This is a genomic window from Mycobacterium montefiorense, from assembly GCF_003112775.1.
Taxonomy (GTDB): domain Bacteria; phylum Actinomycetota; class Actinomycetes; order Mycobacteriales; family Mycobacteriaceae; genus Mycobacterium; species Mycobacterium montefiorense.
Window position 1 is genome coordinate 1,182,416 of record NZ_BFCH01000018.1, and the last position, 18,213, is coordinate 1,200,628.

Annotated in this window: 14 protein-coding genes; 7 read left to right on the forward strand and 7 right to left on the reverse strand. The window is 66.0% G+C overall.

Translation table 11 applies throughout. The features are described 5' to 3' along the window. Window positions 1-6 precede the first annotated feature (6 nt). From DB708_RS28325 to DB708_RS18025, 4 genes are read right to left on the reverse strand one after another with little or no spacing between them, the layout of a single operon-like run. Window positions 7-801: a polyprenol monophosphomannose synthase gene (locus tag DB708_RS28325; protein WP_108924049.1), complete on the reverse strand. Its 795-nt coding sequence runs from the start codon at window positions 799-801 to the stop codon at window positions 7-9. Next, entirely contained in the window at window positions 798-2,885 is a 2,088-nt protein-coding gene (gene lnt, locus DB708_RS18015) for an apolipoprotein N-acyltransferase (protein ID WP_108924051.1), read from the reverse strand. The genes DB708_RS28325 and lnt overlap by 4 nt, the downstream gene beginning before the upstream one ends. Continuing rightward, window positions 2,878-4,482, reverse strand: coding sequence for an amidohydrolase (locus tag DB708_RS18020; RefSeq protein ID WP_108924053.1), 1,605 nt, complete (start codon window positions 4,480-4,482; stop codon window positions 2,878-2,880). The genes lnt and DB708_RS18020 overlap by 8 nt, the downstream gene beginning before the upstream one ends. Before the next feature lie 34 nt (window positions 4,483-4,516). After that, complete coding sequence (locus DB708_RS18025) at window positions 4,517-5,050, reverse strand: FxsA family protein (RefSeq protein WP_108924055.1); 534 nt, start codon at window positions 5,048-5,050, stop codon at window positions 4,517-4,519. Between the two features lie 73 nt (window positions 5,051-5,123). Here DB708_RS18025 and DB708_RS18030 point away from each other — a divergent pair, with 73 nt between their 5' ends. The 3 genes from DB708_RS18030 (at window position 5,124) to DB708_RS18040 (ending at window position 9,113) form a co-directional block, all read left to right on the forward strand. Beyond that, window positions 5,124-5,816 (forward strand): dienelactone hydrolase family protein, encoded by a 693-nt coding sequence (locus DB708_RS18030; RefSeq protein ID WP_108924057.1) that lies wholly within the window; start codon window positions 5,124-5,126, stop codon window positions 5,814-5,816. 325 nt (window positions 5,817-6,141) lie between these two features. Then, a complete protein-coding gene (locus DB708_RS18035) occupies window positions 6,142-7,368 on the forward strand; it encodes a PPE family protein (protein ID WP_108924059.1) in 1,227 nt (408 codons plus the stop codon). Window positions 7,369-7,715: 347 nt separating this feature from the next. Then, the gene (locus DB708_RS18040) at window positions 7,716-9,113 is read left to right on the forward strand and encodes a PPE family protein (protein WP_108924397.1); all 1,398 of its coding nucleotides are present in this window, start codon (window positions 7,716-7,718) and stop codon (window positions 9,111-9,113) included. A gap of 99 nt (window positions 9,114-9,212) precedes the next feature. On the opposite strand, the gene DB708_RS18045 is transcribed toward DB708_RS18040, so the two are convergent. Together DB708_RS18045 and DB708_RS18050 are read right to left on the reverse strand one after the other, a co-directional pair. Further along, a complete protein-coding gene (locus tag DB708_RS18045; protein WP_108924061.1) occupies window positions 9,213-10,082 on the reverse strand; it encodes a type 1 glutamine amidotransferase domain-containing protein in 870 nt (289 codons plus the stop codon). A 22-nt stretch (window positions 10,083-10,104) separates the two neighbouring features. Continuing rightward, on the reverse strand, window positions 10,105-10,500 hold the full coding sequence (locus DB708_RS18050; protein WP_108924063.1) for a PPOX class F420-dependent oxidoreductase: 396 nt from the start codon (window positions 10,498-10,500) through the stop codon (window positions 10,105-10,107). Window positions 10,501-10,645: 145 nt separating this feature from the next. Between DB708_RS18050 and DB708_RS18055 the strand changes: the two genes are divergently transcribed. Genes DB708_RS18055 through DB708_RS18070 form a run of 4 tightly spaced genes read left to right on the forward strand, consistent with a single transcriptional unit; the run spans window position 10,646 to window position 14,464 of the window. Beyond that, window positions 10,646-11,845, forward strand: a complete 1,200-nt coding sequence (locus DB708_RS18055) for a hypothetical protein (protein ID WP_108924398.1) — start codon at window positions 10,646-10,648, stop codon at window positions 11,843-11,845. Next, complete coding sequence (locus DB708_RS18060; RefSeq protein ID WP_108924065.1) at window positions 11,845-12,999, forward strand: sulfotransferase family protein; 1,155 nt, start codon at window positions 11,845-11,847, stop codon at window positions 12,997-12,999. The genes DB708_RS18055 and DB708_RS18060 overlap by 1 nt, the downstream gene beginning before the upstream one ends. Next, window positions 12,996-13,646, forward strand: coding sequence for a TetR/AcrR family transcriptional regulator (locus DB708_RS18065; RefSeq protein WP_108924067.1), 651 nt, complete (start codon window positions 12,996-12,998; stop codon window positions 13,644-13,646). Before DB708_RS18060 ends, DB708_RS18065 begins: the two co-directional genes overlap by 4 nt. 14 nt (window positions 13,647-13,660) lie before the next feature. Beyond that, window positions 13,661-14,464, forward strand: a complete 804-nt coding sequence (locus DB708_RS18070) for an SDR family NAD(P)-dependent oxidoreductase (RefSeq protein WP_108924069.1) — start codon at window positions 13,661-13,663, stop codon at window positions 14,462-14,464. A gap of 8 nt (window positions 14,465-14,472) precedes the next feature. Here the strand turns inward: DB708_RS18070 and cobN are convergent, their stop codons facing one another. After that, window positions 14,473-18,072, reverse strand: a complete 3,600-nt coding sequence (gene cobN, locus DB708_RS18075) for a cobaltochelatase subunit CobN (RefSeq protein WP_108924071.1) — start codon at window positions 18,070-18,072, stop codon at window positions 14,473-14,475. Between the last annotated feature and the right edge of the window lie 141 nt (window positions 18,073-18,213).

Below are 18,213 nucleotides of genomic sequence, written 5' to 3' on the forward strand. Positions count from 1 at the left end.
CGGGCGCTACGTCCGGTTGGTAGCGCGGGAAGCCCGGGCGCCGCTCCTACGGCTCTCGACACCCCATTTCGCGACCTTGACCAGCGCCTCGCGAATGTTGGATCCGCTCATTTTGGAGACGCCTAGTTCGCGCTCGGTGAAGGTGATCGGCACTTCGGCGACGATGAACCCGTTGTCCAGCGTGCGACGGGTCAGATCGATCTGGAAGCAATAGCCCTTGGAGTCCACACCGTCGAGATCAATCGCCTCGAGAACCTCGCGGCGATAGGCGCGGTAGCCGGCGGTGATGTCATGGATGTCGATATCGAGCGCCAGTCGCGCGTAGGTGTTGGCCGTCCAGGACAGCGCCCAGCGTCGCTTCGGCCAGTTGCGCACCGCTCCCCCGTCGACGTAGCGCGAACCGATGACCAGATCGGCTCCCGAGTCGACGGCATCCAGCAGACGGCGCAGCTGCTCGGGCGCATGACTGCCGTCGGCGTCCATCTCGACGAGGACCGAGTACTCCCGACTCAAACCCCAGGCGAAGCCCGCGAGGTAGGCGGCGCCCAGGCCATCCTTGGCCGTGCGGTGCATGACGTGCGTGCGCCCGCCGTCGGCCACGGCCAACTCGTCGGCGAGCTGACCGGTCCCGTCCGGGCTGCCGTCGTCCACGATCAGCACGTGCACATCGGGGCAGGCGTCCGTCAGCCGCCGATGGATCAGCGGCAAGTTCTCCAGCTCGTTGAAGGTCGGAATGATAACCAGGACACGCTGGCTAGGACGATTGCCCGGGGTTCGGGTCGCCTGCTCGCCGGTGGTCATTTATCTCCTCTGTGTCGCCCGAGATAACGCGGTTGTGGCCCGCCCTTTTGGTGAAGCGGAGTGTAGTCACCGGCGGTGTCCGGCGGAGCGTCGTGCGCGGTCGTCGGGGCTTCCTCGTCGGACCGGGGTTCCTCCGCGGCCACCCCGCCGTCCGCCGATTCAGCCGACGGCCTGGACCTGTGCCGAAACGAACGCGGGAAGCTCCTATTGTGCCGTATTCCGGCCAGGATGACCGCTCCGGCCGCCGCAAGCAGAACCCACTGCACGATCGGCGACCATTGGGTTGCCGGCGTCAGCTTTGTCTTGAGGCGCACCTGGATGTCCAGGTAGGCGGGCTGGAAGAAGTCGGTGCGCACCAGCTCATCGCCGTCGGGCGCGATCACCGCACTGATCCCGGTCGTGCCGGCGACCACGACGTATCGGTCGTGCTCGACCGCCCGCACCTTGGCGAACGCCAGCTGTTGCTCGCTCATGCGCTTGTTGAAGGTGGCGTTGTTGGCGGGCACCGCGAGCAGCTGGGCGCCGTTGAGGACGGCCTTTCGCGGCACCCGGTCGAAGATGACCTCCCAGCAGGTGGCGACGCCGACCGGTACTCCGCCGATGTGCACGACGTCGCTGCCTTTACCGGGGATGAAATTGCCGGCCAGGCCGGCATAGCCCGACAGCTGTTTGAAAAGCCACGGCATGGGCAGGTATTCGCCGAATGGCTGCACGATCTCCTTGTCGTGGCGGTCGGCCGGCCCGGAGACCGGATTCCACACGATGGCGGTATTGGTGTATTCGACGGGCTCTTTGTCGCGGCCGGGCACCGCGAGGACCGAGCCGATCAGGATCGGCGCATTGATCGCGTGCGCTGCCTCCGCGATCCGTTGGGCGGCGTCGGCGTTGACGAAGGGATCGATGTCGGAGGAGTCCTCCGGCCAGATGACGAACTGAGGTTGCGGGGCCGCCCCGGCCCGCACGTTCTCGGCCAACCGCAGCGTCTCGGCGACGTGGTTGTCCAGTACCGCTCGACGTTGCTCGTTGAAGCCGAGACCGAGCCGGGGCACATTGCCTTGTACGGCCGCAACAGTCACCGTCGGGTCGCCACCGGAACCGGCACCGGAATGCCGCACCTGCGGCCAGGCAATGACCGCGGCGAACAGCACCAGACAGATGCAGACACCGGGAAGCACTACAGCGGGCGGCGGTGGTGCGGCATCCTCGGCTGCCTCGGCCGGAGCGCCGGCACGCACCCGGCTACCGGTGCGCCACCACTTGGCGATTTCCAGCGCGATGGCGGTCGCGCTGAAACCCAGCAGCATGACGCCCACCGACAGCAGCGCCACCCCGCCGAGCTGAACCAACGGCAGCAGAGGCCCTTCAGCCTGGCCGTAAGCCACCGCACCCCAGGGAAAACCGCCGAACGGGAAGACCGACTTCAGCCACTCCTGGCCCGCCCACACCAATGCGAACCAGATGGGCCAGCCGGGCAGTCGGCGCAACACGATCGCGAAGAAACCGAATAGGCCGGGGAACAGCGCGCACATCGTGCCCAGCGCGAGCCACGGTACGGCGCCCACCAGCAGGCTGATCCACGGCAGCAGTGGCAGGTAGAACGCCAGTCCGAATAGGAATCCGTAGCCGAAGCCACCGGCCAGTGTCGTGGCGGGATGTTTGAGCACCCACGCCAGCAGCGCGGCGGCGACGACGGCGGCCCACCACCAGTTCACCGAGGGGAAGCTGGCACACAGCAGCAGTCCGCCGGCGATCGTGGCCACCAAACGCGACAGCCGGGGCAGCATCGCCGCCCCGATCGCGGGGAGCCGCGCGATCGCCCCGGTGCCCAGCCTGGCTATCGCGTGGCCTGACGCGGCGGCCAGCCGAGCGGCCAAGCCCGGCCCGTCGGGCTCGCTCGGGGTATGGTCTTCGGCCGCATGCGATCCCGAGACGTCTTCTTCCACCGGCTCGGCCTCGACCTCGTCCTCGAGCGCGTCCGCGTCGACGGTGTCTGGCGCCTCGGCGTCTTCGGGGTTCTCCTGCACCGGGTGGCTTTCGCTGGCCTCGGCGGGCCGCCTGTCGCGGCCAAACCACTGCCTAGCCATGGATCACTGCACCTCGGTGGACGGTGCGCCGGCACCGCGGCAAGTCGTCGGTCGGACCCACCCGGGGCAACGCGGGCACCCGGGAACGCGGGTCGGTGGACCACCGCTGGACGCTGTCGTCGGGAGCGTGGACATCGAGGTCTCCGGCGTCCCACACGGCGTAGGAGGCGGGAGCGCCGGGCACCAGGGCGCCCATGTTCTCGTCTCGGACACCGCAGGCGCGCCAGCCGCCGCGGGTCGCACCGGCGAACGCGGCCCGCGCCGACACCCCACTGCCCGGAGTGCGGTGATGGACCGCGGCGCGCACGCTCTCCCACGGATTAAACCCCGTCACCGGGGCGTCGGAACCTAGCGCGAGGGGCACGCCTTGGGATGCTAACAGCGCCAGCGGGTTGAGCCGGCTGCCTCGTTGGGCGCCGAGTCGGTCAGCGTACATGCCGTCGCGACCACCCCAGAGTGCATCGAAGTTGGGCTGCACGCTGGCGATGATGCCCCACGCGCCCAGCTTGGCGGCTTGATCGCCGGTCACCATCTCGAGGTGTTCCAGCCGGTGCCCGCAGCGGGCGACCGCGACCACCCCGAGATCGGCGACCACGCGTTCGAACGCGTCCACCGCAGCCGAGACCGCGGCGTCGCCGATGACATGAAACCCGGCCGTCACCTGCGCCTCGCTGCAGGCTCGTACGTGCGCTTCGACAACGTCGGCGTCGAGGTAACAGGTGCCGCAGCGGTCCGGCGCATCGGTGTAGGGCTCGTGCAGCCAGGCGGTGTGCGATCCGAGGGCCCCGTCGATGAACAGGTCACCGGCCAGCCCGCGCGCTCCTGTCTCGTTCATCAGGGCGCGGGCCTGTTCGGCGGTGGTCACTGCTTCACCCCAGTAGCCGATCACTTCGACGCCGTGATCGAAGGCACGCAGCTGCAGCCAATCGTCGAGGCCGCCGATCTCGGGACCGGCGCATTCGTGTACCGCGACGATGCCGGCGGCGGCGGCGGCCCCAAGCGCGGCGGATCTGGCTTCAGCCAGCTGTGCGGCGGTGAGCAGGCCGCGAGCGACGGCCCGGACCAGGTGGTGTGCGTCGCCGGTCACCGGCCGGTCCGCGGCGAAACCGCGTGCCGACGCGAGGTCGGGAACCAGCCTGCGCAGCCCGGTCGAGGCCAGTGCGGAGTGAACGTCGACGCGCGCCAGGTAGGCCGGCCGGTCGCCGAGCATCGCGTCGAGGTCAGCGGTGGATGGCGGGCTGTTCTCGGGCCACGACGACTCGTCCCAGCCGTGCCCCCAGATGGCCTGGCCGGGGTGGGCGGCGGCGTAGTCGGCGACCATCTGCACGCACTGTGCCCGCGAGGTCGCCCCGCGCAAGTCCAGGCCGCTCAGCGTGAGCCCGGTCGCCGTCACATGGATGTGGCTGTCCACGAATCCCGGGGCCACGAAACCACTGTCGAGGTCTATCACCTCGGCGTCCGAAAACTGCTTGCGTCCGACGTCATCGCTGCCGAGCCACGCGACGACCTCACCGCGCACCGCCATGGCGGTCGCGTCGGGATGGGTGGGGCTGTGCACCCGGCCATTCAGTAGCAGCGTGGTGGGAATCGGGCTCACACCGCAAAACTACGTGGAGCAGCGCCGAGGGCAATCAGTTCGGGCCCGCAGCGTAACGGGGCCCGCCCCAGTGGTCGTCCTGCGACAGCACGGGCGGCTCGACATCGCGGACGTCGATAACCTCGCCGTCGATGTAGTCGCGGCCATCGCCCGCGGAAGTGGGACGGGAGTCGGCGAAGGTCGTCGTGTAGCTGACCAGCGGTGCGCGGCGGTGCAGACTCCGCAGTGCGATCCCAGTCAATCCCGGACCGGCGGCGGCACGCACCGGCGGAAGCAGCAGCAACGCACCCAAAACCGTGGTAACCAATCCGGGAACCAGGACCAGCCCCGTGGCCACGGTGACCAGAGCGCCGTCACCCAGCGTGCTGCGCGGCTCTTTGAGACCGGAGCGCATCTGCCCGATGTCGCGAATCAGCTGCGATCCCGCCATCGGGGCCAGCAGGCCCCATCCAAGGATGAAGGTGCCCAGCAGAGCCAGCAGGGTCCAGCCCCAGCCCACCGCCCATAGCAGCGCGAAGATCGCCGCCAACTCGACGACGGCGTACACGAGTAACAACCGGCTCACCATGCGATGTCAACGTCGGCGAGTTGCTCCCCAGTTCCCCTAGTGATCGGGATCGCGGCTGCAGTTAGATGACGATATGACCACGATTGAGATCGACACCCCGGACGGACCGATCGATGCACTGCTGAGCCTTCCGCCCGGCACAGGCCCCTGGCCGGGTGTGGTGGTGATCCACGACGCCTTCGGCTACGGCCGGGACAAGCAGCAGGTCAACGACCGCATCGCGCAGGCAGGCTATGTGGCGCTGACTCCGAACATGTATGCGCGGGGCGGGCGCATGCGTTGCATCACCCGAGTCATGCGTGAGCTGATGACACAGCGTGGCCGTGCTCTTGACGACATTCTTGCTGCGCGCGATCACTTGCTGGGCAGGCCGGACTGTTCCGGGAAGGTGGGGATCGCCGGCTTCTGCATGGGCGGACAGTTTGCACTCATTATGTCGCCCAAAGGTTTTGGAGCCTCCGCTCCGTTCTACGGCGCTCCCCTGCCGCGCCACTTGAACGAGACGCTGGAGGGGGCGTGCCCGATCGTGGCGAGCTTCGGCGCGCGCGACCCGCTGGGCAAGGGCGCACCCGAGAAGTTGCGCGAAGTGATTGCGGCCAAGCAGATCACCAATGACGTCAAGGTCTATCCGGGCGTCGGGCACAGCTTCGCGAATGCCCTTCCCGCCCAACCACTGCTTCGCGTCGCGGGTTTTGGTTACGACGACGCCGCGACCGAGGACGCCTGGAGCCGCGTCTTCTCGTTCTTCGGTGAGCACATGCGCTAGGAAGCGACAACGCGGGGGCCTTACCCAGAGTTCTTAATACGTCGCAGCGACGCCCGATGTCTTGAGCGCAAAGATGTCAACGTTCGAGCCGACCGCTGCTTGCCCTCAAAATGAGTGGTCGCAGCGCCTATTGCAGCGATGAGTGTGACGGCGGACTGTGCCGGCGCAAATGGTGACATAGTCGATAGTTGCCTATAGAAATATTCACTGCTTACAATAGTGGCATGTTGCTATGTTTCCTGGGCCGCCCCGCGGCGCCCGCGATTGAGGCGTCACTCGATGCGATCACCGACGCGTGGCGCGCGGTCTAGTTAACCGTCTAGCAATGGATTTCGGAATGTTGCCACCGGAGGTTAACTCCGGTCGGATGTATGCCGGCCCCGGTGCGGGCCCGATGCTGGCCGCCGCAGCGGGCTGGGATGGATTAGCTGCCCAGCTGCACTCCACGGCGGCGTCTTACGAGTCGACAGTCTCTAACTTGACGAGCGCATGGCTTGGTCCGTCGTCGGCCATGATGGCAGCCGCCATCACGCCTTACATGGCGTGGATGACTGCGGCAGCCGCGCAATCCGAGCAAACCGCTAACCAGGCAAGGGCGGCGGCAGCCGCCTACGAGGCCGCGTTCGTCGCAACGGTGCCACCACCAGTTATCGCCGCCAACCGTGCACAGTTGACGGCCCTGATCGCGACCAATGTTTTCGGGCAAAACACCCCGGCGATCATGGCCACCAATGCCCAATACACCGAGATGTGGGCCCAAGACGCCGCCGCAATGTACGGCTATGCCGGTTCCTCGGCGACCGCCGCGCAGGTAACGCCATTCAGCCAACCGCCGCGAACCACCAACCCCGCCGGGACAGCCGACCAGGCCGCCGCGCTCGCCCAAGCCACCGGCACAGCGCCGGCGAACGCGCAATCGACCTTGGCACAGGCAATGTCGGCAACTCCGCAAGCGCTGCAGAGTCTGACAGCGCCGGCTGCGGCCGCTGATCCGTCGCTCGCAGGACTCGACTCGTTCATCACGGGCCCGTTAGGGCCTGCCTCGTTGTTCGGCATTGGCGGCAGCCCGTATCTCCTGGGAGTAGAAAATTATCTGCTGCCCCAAAACGTGGCGAACGTGGACAGCGCCTCCCAACGGCTGTCCAAGATCCAACGCGCGGCGGTCGTGGCGCTGCCCGAAAGCGAGCTTGGTTCGGGTCCGCGTGTGGCGGGCTCACCAGGCGGGCCCGGATTGTCGGCGGGCATGGGCCGCGCCGGCTTCGTCGGAAGCCTCGCGGTGCCGCAAAGTTGGACCGCGGCCGCCCCGGCGGTCAGGTCGCTCGCCGCAGTGTTGCCGGAAACCACCCTCGGCGCCGCCCCGGCGGCGCTCGCTGCAAACGGCCAGGGAAGCCTGTTCAGCAATTTGGGTTTGTCCGGTTTGACCGGACGCGCCATGGCCGGTACCGGTGGTGCCGCTGCCCGGTCCTTCTCAGTAGGCGGCGGCGCCGGATTGGGGAGGGCGGCCACGACCGCCACCATCATCGTGATCCCCGCCGACGAGGCGGAGGAATAGCCGTTGACCTTCGACCACAACATCGACGTCGTGCCTGCACCTTTGGGCTCGGCAGCCATGGCGTCGAAAACGAAGGGGCAGGCAATCATCGCAATTTGCTTGTCGCTCAGGCGTTGCAGACATTGCGGGTTCAACAGCAGCGATTCGCATATGCCGACAGCACAACTTCCGATGCCTATGGGAACCATCGGGAGCCGACTCCGCCAGCGCGCTCGGCTCCAGCCCGGCCCACACCATGACACACGAAGGACACATGTCTGTGGTGACTACACAGAAAAAGGGCTGTCGGTAGCGACAGGGCGTGCACCCAGGCCAATGACGCGATCGCGGACAGGTGAGGGACAGTGATAGATTTTGGAGCCTTGCCGCCGGAGATCAACTCCGGTCGCATGTACGCGGGCCCCCGATCAGGGTCCATGGTGGCCGCGGCCTCGGGGTGGGACGGGTTGGCCGCCCAGCTGCGTTCGACCGCAGCCTCCTACTCCTCGGTGATCTCGGGACTAAGTGCTGAATGGCATGGTCCGTCGTCGGCGATCATGGCTGCCGCCGCCGCACCGTATGCGGCTTGGATGAGGGCCACCGCCGCGCAGGCCGAGCAGGCCGCCAGCCAAGCCAGGGCGGCCGCGACTGCCTATGACACCGCATTCTCAGCGTCGGTGCCTCCGCCGGTGATCGCCGCCAACCGCAGCCAGCTGGAGTCGCTAGTGACAACCAACGTTTTGGGCCAGAACACCGCGGCGATCGCAGCCACCGAGGCACAGTACGGGGAGATGTGGGCTCAAGACGCCGCCGCAATGTACGGCTATGCCGGTTCCTCGGCGACCGCCGCGCAGCTGACGCCATTCAGCCAACCGCCGCGAACCACCAACCCCGCCGGGACAGCCGACCAGGCCGCCGCGCTCGCCCAAGCCACCGGCACAGCGCCGGCGAACGCGCAATCGACCTTGGCACAGGCAATGTCGACAACTCCGCAAGCGCTGCAGAGCCTCGCAGCGCCCGCGGCGGCTGCCCCGACGTCGTCGCTGTCCTCATTGTCGACTTCGTTGAGCGCCCTGAATTCATCCCCTTTGGCGATGCTCGCCGCAAATATCGAGTTCGTCACCAAAAGTCTCCGCCCGTTCAACGACACAGCGCTCAGTCTGGCCATGGGCTTGGTGATAACGGCTCGGCACACCAACGATGTTGCAACAACACTCAGCAACGAGGCTGGATTACTGGCGACGGGGCTTGGGTCGAGCACGCAGGCATTGGGAACCGCCGGCCTGGCGGGCGGGGCTGCAGTATCGGCGAGTGTCGGCAGCGCGGGTTTGGCGGGAGCCCTATCGGTGCCTCCGAGCTGGGCCGCGGCCACTCCAGCCATCAGACTGGCTGCCAGCGTCTTGCAGGGCACCAGCACGGTTGCCACACCAGTGGTCATGGATACCGCGGGAGGACTTTATGGCCAGATGGCCCTGGCAAGCCTGGCCGGAGGCGCCCTGGGCGGTGCAGGTCCCCGCGCGATAGCCGGAGCGACCCGTCGAGTGGGCGGTTCCCCGCCGGGCAAGGAGAGTAAGACCGCGGACAAACTCAAGCGTGTCCTCGCCGAACTATCGCAGCAGCCTGAGTCGGTGCAGCACTGGCACACTGACGACGCGCACCTTGAGGGTGTGTTGGAGCAGCTGTCCAAGAAGCCGGGCGTCCACGCAGTGCACTTGTCTTCGAACGAAGAGTCCAATCACAGGCGAGCTAAGCCCACGTGGGGATAGCCCCCGACGGGCGTGATCGTGGACGCACCCAAATTGCGCGAAGTAACCTCGCTCACCTATCTTCGCATTCTTCGGCGAGCCGCTACGAGCGAGCGAATCCTACTGTGGTTCTAGATATTTCAGCTTCTCCGACACGACGCCGGCGAAGGTGTGCGTGTCGCCGGGCCAGCGCGCCGAGACGTAGTTGCCGTCGTCGACGACAAATGCGGGCCGCGAGTCGGTCGCTGTGTCTCGCGCCATCCCGGAGGACTTGAGGCGCCAGTGCGGCGTGCCGCGCGCGACATCGCAGAAATCCGTCGATTGTTCAAGCGCCCGAGTGACTTCCGACTGCACCGACATATAGCCGCCGGGCTCGCCGGGCTGCTCGGTGTAGGTCCGGTAATAGTCGCGATCCCAGAATCGGGTGATTCGGGTGAGCCGCCAGGCCAAGCGCTCCATGGCCCAGGTGAGCGACGTCGTCTTGCGTCCGTAGAGCACCGAGCGTCCGGTTCCAGGGTCGACGCTGCGCGCGGCCAGCAGCACACCGTGACAGATCGCACCGACGATGATTTCGCGGGCAAACGCGTCGATCACCAGGCGCTGCAGGATCTCGCTGTCGATATAGCTGCGCATTCCGCGGGCGCGATGACCGCCTGGCAGCAGCAGCGCATCTGCGCCGTCCAGCGTGGCTTGACTCCAGCTGATGGGATGCTGATACTCCTGCGAACTGACCATGGCGGTGTAAGCGTCGCGGCCATTCCTGTTGGCGCGCAACACCATTCCAATGAGCGACAGAGAGCCCAATATCGGTAGTGCAGACCAGAAGTCCAGGCCACGACCGGTCACCATGATGTCGTCGGCCATGCCGGGGGTGCCGCTTTCGGTCGTAAAGATCACGCGGTGACCGTGGTCGGTCAATACCCGCCAGCTGACCGCGACCTCGGTCGGGTCGAAGTCACGGTCGGGAATCGGAATCAGCACCGTACTCATCAAGCGCCCTCCCGGCCAAGCTCTAGCCTTGCGCCACTCGGAGTTCGAGGCCGATGTTATTTTCCATGCCGCCGCGCAGCTTGCTGAAGAAGTTGAAGACCGTGCCCACGATGCCGTAGCGCTTACCGATCGCGTCGTAGACGGCGCCCGTGTCGGACTTGGCAAGCAGGGCCGCGGTGCCCTCGACGGCCTCGCCCGTCGGGCGACCGCGCATGGTGCAAGTCGCCATCGTGACGCGGGGCGTATTGCGAATCCGCTTGACCTTCCAGGAGGTTTCCTGGGTGATCACCAGCAGCCGGTCGCCGCGCTCGGTATCCACGGCCGTCCAGATTGGGGTCGGCTTGGCTCGGCCGTCCTTGGTGAAGGTGGTCAGCAGGATGTATTGCGCCTTGGCGAGGTCGGCGAAGGTGGGCGTCACGGTCTCAACCTACTACTCGCGGACGTTGACATTCACTGCAATCGGCTGCATAGTCAAGTTGCGTTAAATGAAAACATTGTTTTCGTTTAAGCGACCTGTAGCTGCGACCGGAACGGGGAGACGCGTGGGCGATCCGAAGAACCCGATGGCCTGGCTACCGTTCTCGATCGCCGAAGCAGCGCTGACGGGATCTGGCGACGACGCGGACCTTTCCCAGGCATGGTCGTACTTGCAGGAACGGCTGCGTGACGCAGCGCAGCTCGTCGGATCGGACCCGGCTAACCGAAATCACATCGATCTCGCCGCGGGAATGCGGCATCTGTTGGTGCTACTCACCGCGGGGATCGATGAGGTGCTGCGGTTCGACACCGATCCAATCCTGTGTGTTCAGGCCACCAGCACCGACGACCTCGTGACGTGGGGAATGGAGTGTCCAGACTGCATTTACACCCGTGCCGTACTGCGCGGCGGGGAAAGTTACCGGCTGTTCGGCAATCGAGGCACCGCACGCTACGTCGGGTTGCAGACGATGAACGGCATCGCCTCAACGGCAAACGAACTGGTCGACGAGCTCGAGGTGGATGCCGACGGGAATTTCGAGGTAATGCTGTCGCCCTCCGAGCAGGCCGGCAATTGGATGCGGCTGGAAGGCGATCACCCGACGTTGACGGTGCGCCACTTCTTCTACGATTGGGATACCGAAGTGGCATCGTCGCTGCGCGTTGAGCGGCTCGGCGATGCGGCTGGCACGCAAGGCCGTTCGATCGATCCAGCCGTGGCAATGTCGCGGCAGTTGGTCGCTCTTGGCGACTTTGTCCAGGACAATCTGGCGTTTTTTCTGCAATTCGGCGCGGCGGCGCCGACGAACGGGTTCCTGCCGCCGATCGACCGCACCGATATAGGTGCGGCCGCGGAGAACCGGCCGGTGATCGGTCGATGGGAGCTACGTCCCGGCGAGGCGCTGATCGTGGAATCCGAACCGCCCGAAGGGATTTACCGGAGCTTCTCCATCGGCAACCCGTGGTGGGAAACCATTCATTACGGGCGCCATCAGTCCAGCCTCAATGCCCATCAGGCGGTGGTGGATTCCGACGGCCTGGTGCGAGTGGTGCTGTGCGCGCAGGACCCCGGCGTCGCGAATTGGCTTGACACCGCGGGCTTCAGCAATGGGCCCATCATCCTGCGCTGTGTGCGAACGAAAACGGCGCCGACCCCGTCGGCGCGCGTCGTGTCATTCGACAAGATTCATGCCCAGCTGCCCTCGGACACCGCGACGGTCACCGCCGAGCAGCGGGCGGCCGTCATTGCGGCGCGCCGCAACGCCGTACGCGAAAGGTTCGCCTGATGTCGTTCAATGCCGACGAATTGGAGAGCGGCGCCAGTGCGGCAACCGGCCTCGACGATTTCGGGTCCTCGTACTACCGCGAGGGACTCGACCACATTGTCGAAGCGCTGAACAACGAGGCGGATCTCAACGAAATCGGCCAGGTCATCCAGCACGCGACCATCAGCAATGCGCTGATTCAGCGCCTCAAGATCGAGGACGCCTACCGACAGCATCCCGAGATCGATGACGAGGAGGTCGGCGGCCCCGTCTTCGTGATCGGGCTACCCCGCACGGGCACCACGGCATTGAGCCAACTCGTGGCCGCCGATCCGCAATTCCGGTCGCTGCGGATGTGGGAATCCCAAGCCCCAACACCGCCGCCGGAGGCCGCCACCCAACACACCGACCCGCGGATCGACCAGGCTGAAGCGGGCCTGAAGATGCTCGACGACATGTTCCCGTTGATGAAGACAATGCACAACTCTGAAGCAACGGCCGCGACTGAATGCCAGGATCTGATGGGAATGAGCTTCCGCACCTTTCACTTTGACGGCGCCGTTCGTGCCCCCGGATATCTGGCGTGGCTGATGGACTGCGACATGCGCGAGACGTACACCTTTCACCGACGGGTCCTGCGGCTGTTGCAATGGCACTGCCCGCCGACGCTGTGGCATCTGAAGACCCCGGTGCACATGTTCGCCCTCGATGCGCTCGTCGAGGCCTACCCGAACGCTAGATTCCTGTGGAGCCATCGTGATCCGGCCAAGGTAATGGGCTCGGTGTGCAGCCTCATCCAGTATGTCCGCAGCTGGAGCAGCGACCGCAACGATCCCAACGAGCTGGGCACCGAGCAGGTCGACAGTTGGGTCGAAGCCGTCCGGCGGGCCATGGATTTCCGTGCCCGGATGGGCGACGACCGCTTCGCTGACGTCTCCTTCGCCGACTTGCAATCCGATCCGATACGGACGGTGCAAGCCGGCTACGAGGACCTGGGCCTGAGCTTCACCGAGGCCACCTCGGACGCGGTGAAGCAGTGGGCCGAAGGGCACAAACCCGGCTCGCGTGGTGCACACGACTACGACCTGGCCGAGTACGGTCTGACATCGGAAGGGGTCCGTGAGCGGTTCGCGGACTACCTCGCCGCCTATCAGGCAACCGCCTGGCTCCCATGAGTGCTCCTCGGACGCGGCGACGCGAAAAACTCGAACCCGATCCGGCAGTCCGCAGCGAGATCCTGGCGGCCGCGTCAACCACCCTGCGCGAGCGTGGAGTTCGTGGACTCAGCATTGCCGCGGTGCTGGACCGCGCCAAGTTGAGCACCCGCGCCTTCTACCGGCATTTCGACTCCAAGGATGAATTGGTTGCCGCGGTCTTCCTGGAGACCGCGCGCACCGAAAGGCGCCGTCTGCAGCGCCGAATGGCCATTGCCGCAACAGAGATCGAGGCCGTGGCAGCGTGGATCGACGGGCGACTCGACTTGGCGTTCGACGACAGTGTCAAGTCTGATTTGCGGCGGCTCTCGCTGGAAGCTCAATCGCAGACATTCGCCTCCCCCGGTCTGATTCAGCCCGCATACGCCGAAATGCTCAAACCGCTCAGCGAAGCGCTACAGCGCGGCCTGAAGCGCGGAGTGTTCCACCGCATCGACCCAGTGACCGACGCGGAGTTCATCCAGGGTGTGGTGTGGGCGAGCACCAACCGGCAGTGGCGGACCGGCGATTGCGATCGCGTTGAAGTGCGCGAAGACGCGCTCCGATTCTGTCTGCGCGCGTTGGGCGTGACACCCGAAGCGATCGATCAGATCTGCTCAAACGACTGACCAAGGGAGTATCCATGGACCTGGGTTTCGCCGGCTCGACAGCGGTGGTCACGGGTGGGAGCAAAGGGATGGGACTGGCCATCGCCGAAACCCTTGCGGCCGAAGGGGCCAGCGTGGCGGTGATGGCTCGGAACCGAGAAGCGCTCGACGCCGCGGTGAACTCGCTGCTAAAGGCGGGTGCTCCTGACGCGATGGGAATCAGCGTCGATATGGGCGACCCGAAGTCGATCGCCGACGGCTTCGCGGCAGTCGCCGAGCGCTGGGGTCGACTCAACAGCTTGGTCCACACGATTGGGCCGGGTGACGGCTACTTCGAGCAGATGGACGACACGCAGTGGGATGAGGCGTTCGCGCTGGGCACCATGTCGGCTGTGCGGTCGATCCGCGCCTGCCTGCCGCTGTTGCGCGCGGCGGAGTGGGCCCGCATTGTGACGCTGTCCGCACACTCCATTCAACGGCAGAACCCGCGCATCGTCGCCTACACGGCGTCAAAGGCGGCGTTGGCCAGCATCACCAAGAACCTCTCGAAAAGCCTTGCCAAGGAAGGCATTCTCGCAAACTGCGTGTGCCCGGGGACGATAGTGACCGCCAGCTTCACCGAAAACCTCAAAGACATCCTGGCGGCCGACGGCCTCGACGCCACCGACCCGCACGATGTCATGACCTGGATAGACAACAACTTTCATCAACCCTGTGACCTCGGTCGCGCCGGGCTTCCCGAAGAGATCGCGTCGATGACCGCATACCTGGCGTCCCGCCGAAACGGCTACGTCACCGGCGCCACCGTCAATGTGGACGGCGGGTCCGACTTCATCTGAGGGGTTGGTCAGCCCTCCAGGTCGCCTTCGGTTTCCAGCAGCGCCTGCCGTAACCCGTCCAGGGTTTCGGGTTGCGGCTCGGCCCACATGCCGCGACCGGCCGCCTCCAGCAGTCGTTCGGCCATGCCGTGCAACGCCCACGGATTGGATTCCGTCATGAACTTCCGGTTCTCCGGATCCAGCACGTAGCGGTCGGTGAGCTGCTCGTACATCCAGTCGGCCATCACCCCCGCGGTGGCGTCATAGCCGAAGAGGTAATCGACGGTGGCAGCCATCTCGAATGCGCCCTTGTAACCGTGCCGGCGCATCGCGGCCATCCAGCGCGGATTGACCACCCGGGCGCGGAACACCCGCGTGGTCTCCTCGGACAGCGTGCGGGTGCGGATCGCGTCGGGTCGGGTGTTGTCACCGATATAGGCGGCCGGCGCCTTGCCGGTCAGCGCTCGTACCGTGGCCACCATGCCGCCGTGGTATTGGAAGTAGTCGTCGGAGTCGGCGATATCATGTTCGCGGGTGTCGGTGTTCTTGGCCGCCACAGCAATTCGGCGGTACTGCCGGTTCATGTCGTCGACGGCCTCGCGGCCGTCCAGGTCGCGCCCGTAGGCGAATCCGCCCCAGGCGGTGTACACCTGGGCAAGGTCGGCGTCGTCGCGCCAGTTCCGGCTGTCGATCAGCTGCAGCAGCCCGGCGCCATAGGTGCCCGGCTTGGATCCGAAAATCCGTGTGGTTGCCCGCCGTTGATCGCCGTGCTGGGCCAGGTCGGCCTGCGCGTGGGCGCGGACGAAGTTGGCATCGGCGGGCTCGTCGAGTTCGGCGACCAATCGCACCGCGTCGTCGAGCATCGTGACGACGTGCGGGAACGCGTCGCGGAAGAATCCGGAGATCCGGACGGTGACGTCGATCCGTGGGCGTTGGAGCTCGGCCAGCGGAATCGGCGTCAGGCCGACGACGCGGCGTGATGCGTCGTCCCACACGGGCCGAACGCCGAGCAGCGCAAGAACTTCGGCGATGTCGTCGCCGGCGGTGCGCATCGCCGAGGTGCCCCACACCGACAGCCCCACCGATTGCGGCCATTCACCGTGGTCGCTGCGGTACCGGTCTAACAGTGAATCAGCAAGCGCGACACCGGCTTCCCAGGCCAGCCGGGAAGGTATCGCCTTGGGATCGACGGAGTAGAAATTGCGGCCGGTGGGCAGCACGTTAACCAGGCCGCGCAGCGGCGACCCCGATGGGCCCGCCGGGATGAACCGGCCGTCCAGCGCCCGGAGCACCTGGTCGATTTCGGCAGCGGTACCGGCCAGCCGCGGTACCACTTCGGTGGCCGCGAACCGCAGCACCGCGGCAACATCGGCATTGTCGGTGATCGTGTCGACGGCGTCGGGGTCCCAGCCGGTGGCCTGCAGCGACGCGACCAGCCCGCGGGCAATGGCCTCGGTTTGATCGACCTTGGTCCGCTCGTCGGTGCCGTCTTCGGCCAGGCCTAGCGCTTGTCGCAATCCCGGCAGGGCATGCTCACCGGCGAATAGCTGCCGGGCCCGCAGGATGGCCAGCACTAGGTCGAGTTCCGTCTCCCCCGTTGGCTTCTGGCCGAGGATGTGCAGGCCGTCGCGGATCTGGACGTCTTTGATTTCGCAGAGCCAGCCGTCGACGTGCAGGATCATGTCGTCGAACGAGTCTTCTTCGGGCCGTTCGGTCAAGCCGAGGTCGTGGTCCATCTTGGCGGCCCGGATCAGCGTCCAGATCTGCTGACGGATGGCGGGCAGCTTGCCAGGGTCCAGGGCGGCGACGTTGGCGTACTCATCGAGCAGCTGCTCCAAACGCGCGATGTCTCCGTAGCTTTCGGCGCGGGCCATCGGCGGGATGAGATGGTCGACGAGCACCGCGTGCGCACGTCTCTTGGCCTGGGTGCCCTCGCCGGGATCGTTGACCAAAAACGGGTAGATCAGCGGCAGGTTGCCCAGCGCGGCGTCGGATCCGCAGGCCGCCGACATGCCCAGCGTCTTTCCCGGAAGCCACTCCAGATTTCCGTGCTTGCCCAGGTGCACCACCGCGTGCGACCCGAATCCGGTGTCCAGCCAGTGGTAGGCGGCCAGGTAGTGATGGCTGGGCGGCAGGTCCGGATCGTGGTAGATGGCGACCGGATTCTCGCCGAAGCCGCGGGGTGGCTGCACCAGCAGCACCAGATTTTCGGATTGCAGTGCGGCCACGACGATCTCGCCGTCGGGGTCTTTTGTGCGATCGACGAAAAGCTCTCCGGGTGCGGGACCCCAGTGGGTTTCGACGGCGTCACGGAATTCTTCGGGCAGTGTGGCGAACCAGGCGCGGTAATCCCGTGCAGACACCCTGATCGGGTTGCCCGCCAGTTGCTCTTCGGTGAGCCAGTCAGGGTCCTGCCCGCCTCGTTCGATCAGCGCATGAATAAGGGCGTCACCGTCGTTGGCCTCGACCCCGGGAAGATCGCCCACCCGATAACCGTGGTCGCGCATCGCCCGCAGCAGCGCCACCGCGCTCGCTGGAGTGTCCAATCCGACGGCGTTGCCGATGCGGGCGTGCTTGGTGGGATACGCCGAAAACACCAGGGCCACCCGCTTGTCGGCAGGGGCGACGTGCCGCAGTTGCGCGTGCCGGATAGCCAGGCCCGCGACCCGTGCGCAGCGCTCCGGGTCGGCGACATACGAGATCAGCCCGTCGTCGTCGATCTCTTTGAACGAGAACGGGACGGTGATGATGCGCCCGTCGAACTCGGGGACCGCGACCTGACTGGCGACGTCCAGTGGGGACAGGCCGTCGTCATTTTCACGCCACTGATCGCGCGGGCTCGTCAGGCACAGACCTTGCAGAATCGGAATATCCAGGGCCGCAAGATGTTCGACGTTCCAGCTATCGTCGTCGCCGCCAGCCGACACGGTCGCGGGCTTCAGTCCCCCGGCGGCCAGCACGGTAACCACCATGGCGTCGGCGTTGCCGAGCCGTTGCAGCAGTTCGGGTTCGGCGGTGCGCAACGACGCGCAGTAGACGGGCAGCGCTCGGCCACCCGCGTCTTCAATGGCCGTACACAGCGATTCGATGTACCCGGTGTTACCGGCCAGGTGTTGCGCGCGGTAGTACAGCACCGCGATTGTCGGGCCGTCGATGTGCTGCGACTGCGCCCGCTCCAGTTCACCCCAGGTCGGGGTCACCACCGGCTCGGTGAAGCCGACGCCGGTCATCAGCACGGTGTCGGACAGGAAGGCGTGCAATTGGCGTAGGTTCTCCACGCCGCCGTGCGCCAGGTAGATGTGCGCCTGCACCGCGATGCCGGCGGCCAACGTGGACAGTCCGGTCAATTCGGCGTCGGCGGCCTGCTCGCCACTGACCAAAATCGTCGGAATGCCACTGGCGATCACGGTGTCGATGCCACTTTGCCAGGCTCGATAGCCCCCGAGGATCCGGACGACCACGATCGCCGCGTCGGCCAAGAGGTCCGACAATCCCCCGCAACCGGGAGGTGCCCCCACCTCGTCGGACAACCGCGCGGGGTTGGCCCATCGATAGTTTTTGCCGCTGGAGCGGGCACTGATCAGGTCGGTGTCGGATGTCGACAGCAACAGGATGGTCGGCTCAGCCACCCCTCATTCGTACCGTAGCGTCGCCGCGATGCAAGCGGCGACCTCGCATTCCGCCGCCCCAGTAGGAGCGCTGATGACGGAAAAATTGGTGACGGTTGCGTACCTTAACCGATGTTAGCGTTGATCAATAACAAAGAGCGA